Raw genomic sequence first — 15357 nt, forward strand, 5'->3', positions numbered from 1 at the left:
GAATAAATGAATGAATCTTGAAATCTTATCAGAATTAAAAGAACACCAGCTGCTGCGCTATTTTTGCCTTATTTCCAATAATCACCGTTATGATTTAACGGTTGGCTATTCCGAACATTTTTTTGGAAAAGCAATGGTAACGTCGATTCAGACAGGAAAGATGGTGCTGCTCTGTAAGGCTGATATAAATGAAGATATCTACTGGGCTGACAGGCTGGGAATTCAACAGGAAGATATTGCTGAATTCAAGGATTTCTTTGGAATGGTATTACAAAAAAGTCCCTTTCAGGAGCAATATTAAAATGAGGTTAGAAGGTGATTATATGTGTTTTGGTGTTCTCCTCAGCCCTTGTTATGGAAAAATAGCGACGATTCCGATTAAAGATGCTGATCGAATTTACGAGTGGGAACCATTGTTTACAATCAGGCGAGAAGATGGATCCTACGAAATTGTTCAAACCTCCTTGAGCGGAAGAATTGAATCAATTGAAGTGCAGGAGGGCGATACCGTCATTCCTGGAATGGTTCTGGCTTATGTAAAAGAGGATTTATTTGTAACCGGCAGTGACTAATAAAAAGTTGAGAGGATGTGGTGCTTGGAGCCATATCTTCTTTTTTTTAGTATACTATTTATAAGATTCAGAAAAGTGGTAAGATAAACTTGATACGTGCAAAGGGGGAGTCATAATGATGTATTCCGTTAAAAAGGAAAAGATTAAACCGATTATTTCTGTTGCCATAAATGAGGGTAAGGATGTATTATGCTCTACTTTGAAGAACCTCAAAGAACCATTTGTCTTTTTGAAAAAAGAAGATCAAATATTTGCTTATGCAGCATGGAATAAACCTTTGCAGGTGGCGCTAGAAAAACATGACTATTCCCATGAGGTATTGGTTGAACACGCTAAATCAATTGATAGTATTTGTTGCCTAAGGGAACAGATTTCCTTTACGGATTTATTTCAAATTATTGGGGAACCATTTGCGCTAGTCAGGGCCGAGGATGGCAGTCCGCAAGGTTACATAAGCCGGGAGGATGCACTGGCAGAGCTTTTTAAACAGGAAAATAAAGGTGTTGACCTGCTCAAAATTCTCCTCACCTCTATTCCAATGGGGATATTTATATTAGATAAAGAAAAACAAATTATTAATTGTAATGAGTCCGGTTTAAAAATGATAAAATCAACTGCTGACAAAGTTTTAAACGCTCCAGGGGAAAGGATTTTTAGCAAAAAACATCTTAGCAAGGTCTTTTCCAGCGGTAAAACGCTTCTTAATCACCTTGAAATTACTAATGGAGTAGGAGTACTTGTTGATTATAGTCCAATTTTAGGTTACGACCAGCAGGTTGAAGGGGCGGTTATCGTTGTTCAGGATTTACCAATGGTGGAAGAGATGGCCATGGAAATTGAATATATTAAGGATTTAAATAAAGACTTAAATGCCATTCTATCCAGTATTTATGATGAAATTCTTGTGGTAAATGCAAAAGGCGAACTCATCCGCTATAGCGAAAATATCATTCAAGACTTTTGGCAGGTGGACTTGAAGGAGTTGATTGGAAAAAACGTCCTTGACCTTGAAGATCAGGGGCTCTTTACGCCATCTGTGACCAGACTTGTGATTGAAAAGCAGAAAAAGGTATCGGTTGTTCAGGAAACAAAAAGCGGCCGAAAAATCCTTGCAGTCGGCAATCCCGTGTTTAATGAAAAACAGGAATTGGAACGGATTATTATTGCCTCACGCGATATTACCGAGACCACAAAGTTAAAAAGTGAATTGCAGGAAATGAAGAAAATCTCGGAGCAATATAAAAAGGAGTTAGATGATTTTAAAAGCAAGGACCGGTTCTTAAAAAAGTTGATATACTGCAGTCCAAAGATGGAAAAAATTATGAATCAGGTTCAAAAGATTGCTGAGTTTTCCTCGACAGTACTGTTATATGGTGAATCGGGGGTCGGAAAAGAGGTTATTGCTCAAGCGATCCATCATTTAGGCAACCGTTCGCATAAGCCATTTTTAAAATTGAATTGTGGTGCGATACCGGAAAATTTATTGGAAAGCGAATTATTTGGTTATGCCAAGGGCGCATTTACCGGTGCTAATAAGAATGGTAAAGACGGCTACTTCAAACAGGCGGACGGGGGAATTTTGTTTCTCGATGAAATTGGTGAAATGCCGATGCATCTCCAGGTGAAATTATTGCGAGTGCTTCAGGAGCAGGAAGTGATTCCGGTCGGAAGTACGACTCCGATTAAAGTGGATGTGCAAATTATTGCGGCAACCAATAAAAATTTGGCGAAAATGGTTGAAGCCGGTACTTTTCGCCAAGATTTATACTATCGCTTAAATGTTATTCCAATTCAAATTCCGCCGCTTCGGGAGCGGACGGAAGATATTTCCTTGCTCGCATTTCACTTTTTGCAGCAGTTGAATGAAAAATATAATCGTAACTATCATTTAACGCCTGATGCTATCAATGTCCTTGAATTTTATTCATGGCCGGGAAACGTGCGCGAGCTGCAAAATATTATCGAAAGGCTAGTGGTCACTGCTGACCATCCTGCCATTGACGCGGAGTTTGTTAGTCAATTTTTATCATTAGGCTATGAAAATAAGAAAATGAAGCCGGTTATTACGAGAGTGATTCCATTACAGGAAGCGCTGGACCATGTTGAAGAGCAGCTGATCGTCATGGCGATGAATCAATACAAAACGACAACAAAGGCTGCCAAGGCATTGGGAATCAGTCAATCATCCGTAAGTCGGAAATATCAAAAAATTTTAAGTGAAAAAAATATGAAGGTTGAAATGTGAGACATTTATCCTTCCTTAACGGGCAGTAAGACCCCCACTAATGGAAGTTTCACTTTGTCATGACAAAAAAGCTGTTTGGATGTTCGGATCTGAAACAGCTTTTTTAATATTCTGTTTTCTATGCAAATGGAAATACCTCTATGCAAATATGAATAGGTTTTCTAGGAGATCCCCCGGCGCTTGCGCTTTTCTAATTGGCACGGTTCTTGCATTTATAAATAAGTGAGGAATCTAAAAGGAGGAATTGGATATGGTTGAGGTAAAAAATCGTGTGATTAATCTTAAAATGTATATCGATGGCGAATGGAAGGACGCCGAAAATCAAGAAACACGCCCTGTCATAAATCCTGCTACCGGAGAAGTAATTGCCCATGCTCCTGAAGGAACGGTTGCAGATGCCCGCGCGGCCATTTATGCGGCCCGAAAAGCTTTCGAAGCTGGTGTTTGGTCCGGATTATCTGCACAGGAAAGAGCCTCCTATTTATTGAAAATTGCCGATAAAATTGATGAATATGCCGATGAATTAACCGAACTTGAAACAATGGATAACGGAAAACCATTGAGAGAAGCAGGCTTCGACGTTGCCGATGCGGCTGCCTGCTTCCGCTATTATGCAGGCTTGATTAAAGCACCGGATGGTTATACTTACCATGTAGCCGACCCGATGCAGGCAATGGTCGTTCGGGAACCGGTCGGTGTCTGCGGACTGATCGTTCCCTGGAACTATCCATTATTGATGAGTGTATGGAAGCTTGCTCCAGCGCTTGCGGCAGGTAATACCGTCGTCTATAAACCATCAGAGGTTACCCCGGTTACGCCGATGAAACTGTTTGAAATTTTTGAAGAGGTTGGTTTACCAAAAGGGGTAGCCAATATGGTTATGGGTGCCGGCCCAGTGGTTGGTCATGAAATCGCCTCCCATCCGGAAGTTGATATGGTTTCCTTTACCGGCGGTACAAAAACAGGAAAACATATCATGAGAACGGCTGCCGATACGATGAAAAAAGTTTCCTTGGAGTTAGGCGGAAAATCGCCAAATATCATTTTTGCTGATGCTGATTTTGAAGTCGCGGTTGATTATGCATTATTCGGGATTTTTTCCGGAGCCGGTCAGGTTTGTTCTGCAGGTTCAAGAATTCTGGTTGAAGAAAGCATTTATGATCAATTTGTGGCCCGCTTTGTAGAAAGAGCGAAAAAAATCAAGGTCGGACCGGGTAATGACCCAGCGACTGAAATGGGCCCGCTTGTCAGCGCCCAGCATTTAGAAAAAGTACTTCATTATATTGAGCTTGGTAAACAAGAAGGGGCAACGGTCGCCTGCGGCGGAAACCGTATCGTCAAAAGTGGTTTGGAAAAGGGTTATTTTGTTGAGCCAACTGTATTTGTTGATGTCAAGCAAGACATGCGAATCGTTCAGGAGGAAATCTTTGGCCCTGTTTGTGTCATTCAGAAGTTTAAGGATGAAGCGGAAGCCATCAAGCTTGCCAACGGCACTGTTTATGGACTGGCAGGAGGAGTTTTCTCCAATGATGGAGCAAAAGCCTTGCGGGTGATTAAAAGCTTGCGCGCCGGAATTACTTGGATCAATTCCTACCATCCTACTTATAATGAGGCGCCATGGGGCGGTTATAAGCAAAGTGGAATCGGTCGCAGCCTAGGCACATTTGGTCTTGAGGAATTCCAGGAAATTAAACAAATTAATATCAATTTACAAGTTGAGCCGGTTGGCTGGTTTGAAAACTAAAAAAAGTGTTGTGATGCCTTCATTTAGCAAGCCCTTTTTTGCTTGAAATGTAGATATAGTGAAGATAAAAACTAAATACGCAAACACAATTCATATTTTACTAAAATGAGGAGAGATCATGATGAGTATCGATATGACAAGTGAATCAAAGAGTGAAAAGCTGCAAAATGTAAGTAAGTATATTGAGAAGGTTTTAAGTTTAGTAGAAAAGGAACAAATAACCGAAGAGGATGCTGCCTGGATTACGAAGGAAACGGTTGACGGCTTCCGTGAGTATGTCAATCCAGGGTTCCTGGAATATCGCAAAACCGTAACTGAAGGTGGTCAATTTGCCGCTGTTGAATGGTCGGATAACGGTGCCTGCTTTAAGGATGTAAATGGTAAAGAATACATTGACTGTCTTGGTGGTTTTGGCATTTATAATGTCGGCCACCGCAATCCGAAGGTTGTAAAAGCTGTGACGGATCAGCTTCTGAAGCACCAGGCACTTCACAGTCAGGATTTGCTTGACCCGCTGCGTGCGATGCTGGCAAAAATTTTAGCAGAAATCACCCCAGGGGATTTAAAATATGCCTTTTTCACTAACAGTGGAACGGAAAGTGTTGAAGCAGCATTGAAGCTGGCAAAAATGTATAGTGAGCGGACAACATTTATTTCAACAACGCGGGCATTCCACGGAAAAAGTCTGGGATCATTATCCGGTACGGCAAAAGGGATGTTCCGTAAGCCATTCCTGCCATTAATTCCAGGCTTCCGTCATGTCCAGTACGGTGATATCGAGAATGATGCGTAAGACATTTGAAACCTGTGCGCTTGTTGGTGAAGATGTGGCGGCCGTCATCCTTGAGCCAATTCAAGGAGAAGGGGGCATTATCCTGCCACCTGAAGGATACTTAAAACAAGTTCGTGAGCTTTGTGATGAGTTTGGGGCGCTATTGATTTTTGATGAAGTGCAAACAGGGATGGGCCGGACTGGAAAAATGTTTGCTGCCGAATTGTACGATGTCGTGCCGGATATTATCTGTCTAGCCAAAGCATTTGGCGGGGGCGTTATGCCGGCCGGAGCCGTTGTAGCGAAAGAGGAAGTATTCAAAAGTTGGTTTCCAAATCCATTTATGCATACCACCACCTTTGGCGGCAATCCGCTGGCTTGTGCTGCCGCAATTGCGACGATTGGCGTCTTAATCGATGAGAAATTGCCGGAACGAGCAGCGGTTGTGGGTGAGTATTTTCTAAATGAATTGAAAAAAGCAGCGGTCGGTCATGAAGACAAAGTCCAGGAAATCCGCGGTCAAGGTTTAATGATTGGGATCGAGTTCCACAAGGACGAAATCGGTTATGAAGTCTCAAAAGGAATGTTTGATAATGGTGTTCTCGTAGCTGGCACGCTGATTAATTCAAAAACAATCCGAATTGAGCCAGCATTAACCATTAGCTATGAAGAGGTTGATAAAGTGGTCAGCACCTTCAAGAAGGTATTGGAGAATGTGAAAGAAGTATAATTAGGAAAATTTTCATCAAAGCAATCGGTCCAGTACCGATTGCTTTCATTCCTACTAAAATAAAAAAATCAAAATATATATATAAGGGGAGTTAAAATTGGACGATTACATCGTAAAACAGCAAACAGCCATTCCAGGGCCAAAATCTTTAGAAATATTAGAGCGGAGAAATAAGTATGTGCCCAAGGGCATTAGTAATAATTGCCACTCCTTTGTAAAAAAAGCGGAAGGAGCCGTTGTTGAAGATGTCGATGGGAATATCTATATCGATTTTGCCGGTGCGATTGGAACACTGAATGTCGGCCACTCCCATCCAAAAGTAGTTAAAGCGATTCAAGAACAGGCAAGCCAGTTCGTACATACCGGATTTAATGTCATGATGTATGAATCCTATATCGAACTTGCTGAAAGACTTTGTAAGCTTGCGCCAGGCGAGTTTGCTAAAAAAGCAGCCTTTTTTAACAGCGGGGCCGAAGCAGTTGAAAATGCCGTGAAAATTGCCCGCAAATACACGAAACGCCAAGGAATTATTTCGTTTACAAGGGGGTTCCACGGCAGAACTTTAATGACCATGACGATGACCAGCAAAGTTAAGCCTTACAAATATGAGTTTGGCCCTTTTGCCCCGGAGGTGTACAAAGCGCCTTATCCATATGTTTACCGCCGGCCGGAAGGAATCAGCGAACAGCAATACAGTGAAATGATGATTGACCAGTTTGAACAATTTTTAATCGCTGAAGTTGCCCCGGAAACAATTGCTGCGGTAGTGATGGAACCGGTTCAAGGAGAAGGCGGCTTTATCGTGCCTGATATCGCTTTTGTTCAAAGAATTAGAGAAATCTGTACGCAGTATGGCATCCTTTTTGTTGCGGATGAAATTCAAGCAGGCTTTGCCCGGACCGGAAAATATTTTTCCATTGAGCATTTTGGTGTTGTCCCTGATTTAATCACGATATCCAAATCAATGGGGGCCGGGGTGCCAATTAGCGGGGTCATTGGCCGGGCAGAAATTATGGATGCAGCTGCATCCGGTGAGATCGGCGGGACATACTCCGGAAGTCCGCTGGGCTGTCAGGCTGCACTGGCGGTGCTAGATATTATTGAAAGTGAAAAACTTAATGAACGTGCAGCCATGCTGGGTGACAGGATTATCGACAAAATGAAGCAGCTAAGCACTCGCTTTGATTGCATTGGTGATGTCCGCGGTCTTGGGGCAATGTGTGCGATGGAAATCGTAAAAGATAAACTTACGAAAACTCCTGATAAAGAAGGAGTCGCAAAACTGGTAAAAGCAGCCGGTGAAAGAGGGCTGATGATCTTAAGTGCCGGGATTTACGGAAACGTCATCCGTCTGTTGATGCCAATTACGATCACGGATGAACAGCTCGAAGAAGGTTTCCAAATACTTGAAGAAGCCTTTGCCGACGTTTATCATAATAATGAATCTACTGTTTTAGCTGGGAGGTAAGAAAATGAGTGTCGCAAATCAAGAGTATCAAATTTATCCAATGTATCTTGATGGAAAATGGGTCGGCAATGATTATGAGATTTTCACTGAAGTGATTAATCCAGCAACGAAAGAGGTAGTAGGGGCAATCCCGACCGGAGGCAGTTTAGAAGCAAAACTAGCTGTAGATGCAGCCCATCGTGCTTTTAAAACGTGGTCGAAAAAAACAGCAGAAGAGCGCTCCCGTCTTTTAATGAAATGGCATCAATTGATCGATGAAAATAAACTGGAGATTGCTAGAATCATGACTACAGAACAAGGTAAGCCGTTAAAAGAGGCCCTTGGTGAGGTTGTCTATGCCAATAGTTTCATCTCCTGGTATGCCGAGGAAGCCAAACGTGTTTACGGTGAAACGATTCCGGCGTCGTTCCCTAATAAACGAATCCTGGTCCGTAAAGAACCAGTAGGGGTTGTTGCTGCTATTACACCTTGGAACTTCCCGGCGGCGATGATTACGAGAAAGGTTGGTCCAGCACTTGCAGCAGGCTGTACCTGTGTCGTAAAACCAGCAAACCAAACACCTCTGACAGCCTTGAAAATGGCGGAGTTGGCCCATGAAGCGGGAATCCCAAGCGGTGTGTTAAATGTGATTACCGGTAAGTCTTCAGAAATTGGTGATGTTTGGCTCAAGGATCCGCGCGTAACCAAGATTACCTTCACTGGTTCAACAGAGGTAGGGAAGACATTGATGCGCGGGGCAGCGGAAAATGTTAAAAAGGTTTCCCTTGAGCTCGGCGGCAATGCTCCATTTATTGTCATGGATGATGCCAACTTGCAAAAAGCGGCTGTTGGTCTCGTGCAATCCAAATTCCGTAACGCTGGTCAAACCTGTATTTGCACAAACCGGGTTTACGTCCAAGAAGGAGTGGCTGAGGAATTTACCAAGCTTTTTCAAGCAGAATTAGCGAAGCTAAAGGTTGGCAATGGACTTGAAGAAGGGGTAGACATCGGTCCATTAATCGATCAGGCTGCTTATAAAAAAGTCGAAACACTTGTCAATGATGCTGTTAAACAAGGTGGTAAGGTCGTTTACACTGGTGCCAAGCCGGAAGAAGAGAATGGCTATTTCTATGCTCCAACGATCATCACGAATATTGATGACAATATGGAGTGCATGAAGGATGAAATCTTTGGACCGCTTGCCCCAATTTCAACGTTTAAAACGGAAGAGGAAGTCATCGAGCGGGCGAATAATTCTCGTTACGGTTTGGCTGCTTATGTCTATACAGAAAATTTAAGCCGTTCATTTAGAATCACGGAGCAGCTGGAGTATGGAATTGTTGGTCTGAATGATGCGCTGCCATCGGTTGCCCAAGCCCCATTTGGCGGCTACAAGGAAAGTGGAATCGGCCGTGAAGGCGGTCATTTCGGCATTGAGGAGTTTTTGGAAGTAAAATATATTTCTATAGGATTGGATTTAGAATAAGTAATCATAGAAAAAGCCGCCAGCTGTGAAAGCTGCGGCTTTTCCTGCTTTCTGATTTTTAAGTTAATTTACTTTAACTCTAATGATTAGCTGTGTTACGATAGATTGAAATGAATGGTCATTGGAAGTGGGGGCAACGCTTTGATTAAAACAATTTTGTTTGATGTAGACGGAGTATTATTAAGTGAAGAACGTTATTTTGATGCTTCGGCATTAACGGTTTGGGAAATGCTGATGAGTCCCAATTACCTGGGCCTTTCCCCTGAAAAATTTGTTACCAACCCAAGTGATGCTGAAATAAAAAAAATAAGAGATACAGTTTTCCAACATGACGAAGTGCTAAAATGGCAAAAATCACGCGGCCTCAATGCCAATTGGGACATGATCTATCTATCCTTCAGCCATCAACTCATTCACCTGTTGTCACAAATTAAAGACTATGAGAATGAAAGCATCAGCAAATGGTGTCAGGCACCTATCGATCGGGAAGTATTAGTGGAGATTGGCAAAGTCCTTAGCCGCTATGAGGTGAAATTGGATTTTGGCTTGTTTGTGGCGGAGTTTAAACGCTCACAGGCGGAGAAGCAGGAACTGCTGGGCTATTTGAATGAGCTGGCGAGGGAAAAGCTGGGAGTTAATGCTGCTATTTTCGAAAAAGGGGAGCTTTGGTCTGTATGCCAGCATGTCTGCCAGGAATGGTATGTCGGCGATGAACATGTCTTTGCTTCTACCGGCAGAGCCTCGGTGCAAACAGGTAAACAGGGATTCTTGGCGAAGGAAACCACTCTCGCTCCAAAGGAAAAAATTGCTGAGCTGTTTCAGTTTCTGACCTCAAGAGGATGCACAATCGGAATTGGAACCGGCAGACCGGAACTGGAAGTCATCCAACCGTTTCAACACCTCAATTGGCTTCAATATTTTGAAGAACAGCGAATTGTAACAGCTGATGATATTTTGAAAGCGGAACAAGAACTTACCGGTTTGTCATCGTTATCAAAGCCACATCCGTTTACCTACATCATGGGGCTTAAAGGAAAAGGCATAACCGCAGAAGAATGTTTAGCTACTGCACTGCCAATCGAGCAGGGAGAAACGGTGCTGATTGTCGGTGACTCCTTAGCCGATCTGTTAGCCGCCAGACAAATGGGCTGTCAGTTTGCCGCGATACTAACAGGCCTGTCGGGAAAGGCTGCCAGAGCAGAATTTGAACAATATCAGGCAGATTATATCTTTGATTCTGTCTTGGATGTATCTACTGTTTTAAGATAATTTTTGGCTAACAAATATTTCAAATATGGTAAAATATTTAATAGATTAAGAGATAGAAGGTGAGGATTTATCAAAATAAATGTCAACTCCCTTGGAAGATTAGGAAATCGCCATTTATCTTCTATCATCGTTTCCGCATTTATTATTGTTCTTTTAGTCATGATTAGTATTGGGAGTATTCGCTACTCTCTTAATGTTAATATTAAAGGCCAACGAGCATTAGATAGTATTGAAACGTCATCCAATCATTTATTTAAAGCGCTAATCGATCAAGAAACGGGACAAAGAGGCTATAACTTAACCAAGGATGCTGACTTCTTGGAACCGTATTGGCAAGGGGCTAAGGAGTTTTCAGAAAGTTCAGAAGCGCTTTTACAAAAGACAAAGGAGTTTCCGGATTTGCATGCTGAGGCCCAAAAGATTGTAGAAAAAGGGCAATATTGGCATGATCATTATGGTGCAGCCTTGGTTGTTCAGACTCAAAAAGGGAATCAACCAAGTGTTCAAATATTAAATGAAGGTAAAAAGGCAATTGATGATTTCCGCCATTCTACTAAGAATTTTTCCGATAAAATCGAGGGACAGAGAAGCATTGTAAGAAATTTAATGAAGACAAGGATAAATTTCACTCTCGCCGCCTTAATGATCAGTATTTTTGTGATTATCGTTATCGATTTATTGATAAATATCAAGCTCTTAAAGTCGCTCATTAAACCGATTATTGAGCTGAGCAATTGCGTTAAATCTTATACAGAGCATGATTTTTCCAAAGGTATTCCATCTTATCGAAAAAATGATGAAATGTTTGAGCTGATAAAGAATGTTGATTTCATGCGAATGGAATTGTCGAATAGTATTACCTCATTAAAGTCTCAAGTGAATATTGATGAATTGACTGGTTTATACAATCGGCGGCATTTTAATGAATTTATTGAGAAAGAATGGGAATTGGCAAAGGAAAACTCGGAAAATTTCTCCTTAATCCTTTTTGATATCGATTATTATAAAAACTATAACGATACTTATGGGCACTTAGCGGGTGATGACTGTTTGAAAATAATTTCAGAGCGGTTACAAGACCTTAATCATGACCCCCCCAATTGTATTGCCAGATATGGCGGAGAGGAGTTTGGTATTATCCTGCTCCAACGGACAGAACAAGAGGTACTGGCATTGGCCGAAGAAATAAGAAATGCGATATTGGATTTAAAAATTCCCCATCAAGGTTCCCCGGTTGCTGATTATGTAACGATAAGCCTCGGTGCTGCCTCCATTAAACCGACGGGAGATATGAAGCCAAATGAGATCATTTCCATGGCGGATAAGGCTTTATATGCATCTAAACAAAAGGGACGTAATCAAGTAACTTATTATACAAAACAATTTTCTTATTAATATGGTAAAACACGCCCGGAAACCAACTATCCGAGCGTGTTTTGTATTTTTTTTGACTGGTTTAATTAAATGGTCTCCACCTTTTGCGGCTCGATGCGTCCGGGTTCAAAGGAATCGACATTGGTTAACTCAAGCAACTGGGCTTCCTCCAAGCCATCAATAAGGGTCAGCTCATGGAGAATTTCGGTGCCTAATGTTTTATCAAGGGTTAACACCATAATCGCCTCTCCGCCGACTTCTGTCCGGCCTACCTGCATGGTACCGATGTTAATTTGATAATTTCCTAGTAAGGAGCCTACTTTTCCAATCATCCCCGGTACGTCATGGTGTTTAATATATAATAGGTATTTTTCCGGTTTAACATCAATACGGTAATCGTTGATCTTGACCACCCTTGCCCCGTAGCCATTTAACACAGTTGCTCCAATCCGCGCTGATTGAAATCCCTGGGAAACAGACAGTTCCATATAATTGGCGAAGCCTTTATTAGTGGCATTTTTTTGCACATTATAGGAAACACCCTGTTCTTTTAAAAGATGCAGAACGTTGATGAGATTGACAGAATCGCTCAAGTGATAGGATAGGATACCTTTTAGCATCGTCCGTGTTAACAACTCGGTATCTTCGTCAATTAAATCACCGTAGTAATTGATGGTGATTTTTTCAGGTGCCTGCTTATTCAGTAATTGAATCACCAGCTGGCCGATTTGGTCGCCCAGCAGTAAGTACGGTTGCAGTTTGGCTTGGGTTTCCCCCGACATTTGCGGCATATTCACAGCATGCTGAATCGATTGTGTTTCAAAAATATCGATAATTTCCGCGCTGACCTCCTGGGCCACTTTTTCTTGAGCCTCCACTGTTGAAGCCCCAAGATGCGGCGTCACAATGATATTCGGGTTTTGCAGTAATTCAGGATCGGCAACGGGTTCTTTTTCAAATACATCCAAGGCTGCCCCGGCTACATGGCCGGATGCGATTGCCCGTACTAATGCCTTCTCGTCAATAATACCGCCGCGGGCGCAGTTAACGAAGCGGACTCCTTTTTTGGTTTTTGCCAAAAATGCATCATTAATAATACCTCTTGTATCATTGGTCAGCGGGGTATGAACGGTAATAAAATCAGACTCGGCAGCAATTAAATCCAGGCTTGCTTTGGTAATTCCCAGTTTTTTCGCCCGCTCTTCCGTTAAATAGGGATCAAACCCCAAAATAGTCATGCCAAAGCTTTTCGCCCGCTTGGCGACTTCTGTCCCAATTTTCCCCATGCCGACTACACCAAGTGTTTTCTTGTACAATTCCACACCTTTAAATGAATTGCGGTCCCATTCGCCTGAAGTGGTTTTTTGATGGGCTTGCGGGATCTTGCGTGCCAGTGCCAGCATCATCGCCAGTGTGTGTTCTGTTGCCGCGATCGTATTGGCGCCAGGGGCGTTAATCACAATGATTCCTTTTTTGGTTGCGGCGTTGACATCGATATTATCGACGCCGACCCCTGCCCGGGCGATTACCCGCAGGCGGTCTGCTGCCTGCAGCAGCTCCTCCGTTACCTTTGTTTGGCTGCGGACAATCAGGGCATCGTAATCACCAATCATCATTTTTAATTCGGCTGTTGGCAGTGTTGGCTGCCGATCGACGATAAAATGGGGATGATTTAGCAGACTCTTTAAACCTGTTTGGCTAATCCCGTCTGTGACAAGTACTTTAAACATTCCAAATATACCTCCTGAGATCTTTTTTCGCTAATCCATAAGTCCATCTTTTCATACAAACCATTTAACGAGATTTCAATTTTGATCTGGAAATATCAACATCCTTTTAATCTTAATTTATAAAAAAACGTCCCTCATAACAGACACAATGGTCGTGTTATGAGGGACGTGAATGTACGTGGTGCCACCCTCGTTTGCCGCCGGGAAAGTCCTGCGACCTTATACATGTAACGGTTTTAACCGGGCTTGCCTACGAATAAGTGTTCAGCAGCCAGTTCAGAAGTGCTGGGCAATTCGTTAAGCTTCAGCAAAGGTGCGCTGTTTGCTTATCAATTAAAAAAAGGCACCGGTTCACAGCGGCCACCGGCTCTCTGAAGCCATTTTTTAATGCCGTCTTCATCATTACTGATCATTTGTTGGATTAAACAAAATATAATAAAATTTCAAAATCATTTAATATAGCCATATTCTACATGTCAACTTCTGTAAAGTAAAGGGATAAAGCAGAAAAAAATCTAAACATTTTTCAGGAAAAATTTTAACTGATGACAAGAATTCAACAACGGTGCAAGGGTAAGCGATTACAGTCGGTGGCCCAAAAAACATATCTATTGTAAAAAGATTCAGTGAATAATATAATGTCTACAACAGAAATACATTTGTTCACTGTGGGAGGACACTATGCGGAGGGAGATATGATGAAAGCTATCTCAATAGGTTTACTGGGGTTAGGGACAGTCGGTACGGGGGTTGTCCAAATTATCAAAAATCACCAAGACAAATTAATGCACCAAGTAGGCTGCCCGGTGGTTATTAAAAAGATCCTTGTCCAAAATGTACATAAGAAGCGGCCAATTGAAATAGATTCTGAACTGTTGACTTCAAGTGCTGATGATATTCTATTAGATCAAGAGATCGATGTCGTCATTGAAGTAATGGGCGGAATGGATGAGACGAAAGATTATTTAATTACAGCGCTCCGACAAGGGAAACATGTCGTGACTGCCAATAAAGATTTAATGGCCCTGCATGGTTCAGAGCTGTTAACGGTTGCTTCAGAATATGGCTGCGACCTTTTTTACGAAGCCAGTGTCGGCGGCGGTATTCCCATTTTAAGGGGCTTGGTTGATGGGCTGGCATCTGATCGAATTACGCAAATGATGGGGATTGTTAATGGAACGACCAATTATATTTTAACCAAAATGAGCAATGAAGGCAGATCGTATGAAGAGGTCCTGAAAGAAGCGCAGGAACTGGGATTTGCAGAAGCCGATCCGACTTCAGATGTGGAGGGCTTGGATGCCGCTCGAAAGATGACGATCTTAGCGACCTTGGGTTTTTCAATGCATATTGACTTGGACGATGTTCAGGTAAGCGGGATCACAAGTGTTACAGAAGAAGATATCGCCTATGGCAAAAAATTGGGCTATACGATGAAGTTAATCGGCTATGCCCATCGCGAAGGTGAAAAAGTCGAGGTTAGTGTCGCTCCGACCTTCTTGTCGAATAATCATCCGCTTGCTGCGGTCCAAAATGAGTATAATGCCGTATATGTATACGGTGAGGCAGTAGGAGAAACGATGTTTTATGGCCCGGGTGCGGGCAGTCTGCCAACCGCATCAGCCGTTGTTTCGGATTTGGTTGCTGTGATCAAGAATCTGCGGATTGGCGTGAATGGTAAAAGCGCGGTCACACCACAATACCCGAAACAATTAAAGGAAGACAGTGAGAAGTTTTCGAAGTATTTCTTACGGATTCATGTCCAGGATGAGGTCGGCGTTTTTGCGGAAATTACCACCATATTTGCAAAACACGGGGTAAGCTTTGAAGAAATCCTGCAGCTGCCGATTAAGAAACATGAAACTTCTGAAATAATTTTGGTAACACATCATGCTTCATTAACAAGTTATCAGCAGATTTTACAAGAATTACATGATTTACAAGCAGTCAAGGAAGTAAAAAGCACATATAGGGTAGTGAGGAAATAA

11 protein-coding genes and 1 pseudogene are annotated in these 15357 nt (G+C 42.3%); 11 read left to right on the forward strand and 1 reads right to left on the reverse strand.

Annotated features, from left to right (window positions below):
• Positions 1 to 10 precede the first annotated feature (10 nt).
• The 9 genes and pseudogenes from RCG24_RS21065 to RCG24_RS21105 all read left to right on the forward strand — a co-directional run bounded on the left by RCG24_RS21065 (position 11) and on the right by RCG24_RS21105 (position 11660).
• The gene (locus RCG24_RS21065; protein ID WP_202655738.1) at positions 11 to 301 is read left to right on the forward strand and encodes an SAV0927 family protein; all 291 of its coding nucleotides are present in this window, start codon (positions 11 to 13) and stop codon (positions 299 to 301) included.
• Position 302: 1 nt separating this feature from the next.
• Positions 303 to 572 (forward strand): biotin/lipoyl attachment domain-containing protein, encoded by a 270-nt coding sequence (locus RCG24_RS21070; protein ID WP_308077987.1) that lies wholly within the window; start codon positions 303 to 305, stop codon positions 570 to 572.
• Positions 573 to 690: 118 nt separating this feature from the next.
• Complete coding sequence (locus tag RCG24_RS21075) at positions 691 to 2817, forward strand: sigma 54-interacting transcriptional regulator (protein WP_308079232.1); 2127 nt, start codon at positions 691 to 693, stop codon at positions 2815 to 2817.
• Between the two features lie 271 nt (positions 2818 to 3088).
• Entirely contained in the window at positions 3089 to 4561 is a 1473-nt protein-coding gene (locus RCG24_RS21080; protein ID WP_308079233.1) for an aldehyde dehydrogenase family protein, read from the forward strand.
• Positions 4562 to 4682: 121 nt separating this feature from the next.
• Positions 4683 to 6063 (forward strand): annotated as a pseudogene (locus RCG24_RS21085) (putrescine aminotransferase).
• Between the two features lie 97 nt (positions 6064 to 6160).
• The gene (gene gabT / locus RCG24_RS21090; RefSeq protein WP_308077988.1) at positions 6161 to 7531 is read left to right on the forward strand and encodes a 4-aminobutyrate--2-oxoglutarate transaminase; all 1371 of its coding nucleotides are present in this window, start codon (positions 6161 to 6163) and stop codon (positions 7529 to 7531) included.
• A gap of 4 nt (positions 7532 to 7535) precedes the next feature.
• Positions 7536 to 8996: an NAD-dependent succinate-semialdehyde dehydrogenase gene (locus RCG24_RS21095; RefSeq protein WP_308077989.1), complete on the forward strand. Its 1461-nt coding sequence runs from the start codon at positions 7536 to 7538 to the stop codon at positions 8994 to 8996.
• A 141-nt stretch (positions 8997 to 9137) separates the two neighbouring features.
• Complete coding sequence (locus RCG24_RS21100) at positions 9138 to 10265, forward strand: HAD family hydrolase (RefSeq protein ID WP_202655741.1); 1128 nt, start codon at positions 9138 to 9140, stop codon at positions 10263 to 10265.
• A gap of 159 nt (positions 10266 to 10424) precedes the next feature.
• Positions 10425 to 11660: a sensor domain-containing diguanylate cyclase gene (locus tag RCG24_RS21105; protein ID WP_308077990.1), complete on the forward strand. Its 1236-nt coding sequence runs from the start codon at positions 10425 to 10427 to the stop codon at positions 11658 to 11660.
• A gap of 65 nt (positions 11661 to 11725) precedes the next feature.
• On the opposite strand, the gene serA is transcribed toward RCG24_RS21105, so the two are convergent.
• Entirely contained in the window at positions 11726 to 13369 is a 1644-nt protein-coding gene (gene serA, locus RCG24_RS21110; protein ID WP_308077991.1) for a phosphoglycerate dehydrogenase, read from the reverse strand.
• 246 nt (positions 13370 to 13615) lie between these two features.
• On the opposite strand from serA, the gene RCG24_RS21115 reads away from it, so the two are divergent.
• Together RCG24_RS21115 and RCG24_RS21120 are read left to right on the forward strand one after the other, a co-directional pair.
• A complete protein-coding gene (locus RCG24_RS21115; protein ID WP_308077992.1) occupies positions 13616 to 13744 on the forward strand; it encodes a hypothetical protein in 129 nt (42 codons plus the stop codon).
• 320 nt (positions 13745 to 14064) lie between these two features.
• Positions 14065 to 15357: a homoserine dehydrogenase gene (locus tag RCG24_RS21120; RefSeq protein WP_308077993.1), complete on the forward strand. Its 1293-nt coding sequence runs from the start codon at positions 14065 to 14067 to the stop codon at positions 15355 to 15357.

Origin of the sequence: Neobacillus sp. OS1-32, assembly GCF_030915425.1 — a bacterium.
Taxonomy (GTDB): domain Bacteria; phylum Bacillota; class Bacilli; order Bacillales; family Cytobacillaceae; genus Neobacillus; species Neobacillus paridis.

Excerpts from the sequence above, each read along its gene's own strand:
- RCG24_RS21070 (WP_308077987.1), top strand. The coding sequence starts at position 303 with ATGAGGTTAGAAGGTGATTATATGTGTTTTGGTGTTCTCCTCAGCCCT.
- RCG24_RS21095 (WP_308077989.1), top strand. The coding sequence starts at position 7,536 with ATGAGTGTCGCAAATCAAGAGTATCAAATTTATCCAATGTATCTTGAT.
- RCG24_RS21105 (WP_308077990.1), top strand. The coding sequence starts at position 10,425 with ATGATTAGTATTGGGAGTATTCGCTACTCTCTTAATGTTAATATTAAA.
- RCG24_RS21065 (WP_202655738.1), top strand. The coding sequence starts at position 11 with ATGAATCTTGAAATCTTATCAGAATTAAAAGAACACCAGCTGCTGCGC.
- serA (WP_308077991.1), bottom strand. The coding sequence starts at position 13,369 with ATGTTTAAAGTACTTGTCACAGACGGGATTAGCCAAACAGGTTTAAAG.
- RCG24_RS21120 (WP_308077993.1), top strand. The coding sequence starts at position 14,065 with ATGATGAAAGCTATCTCAATAGGTTTACTGGGGTTAGGGACAGTCGGT.
- RCG24_RS21075 (WP_308079232.1), top strand. The coding sequence starts at position 691 with ATGTATTCCGTTAAAAAGGAAAAGATTAAACCGATTATTTCTGTTGCC.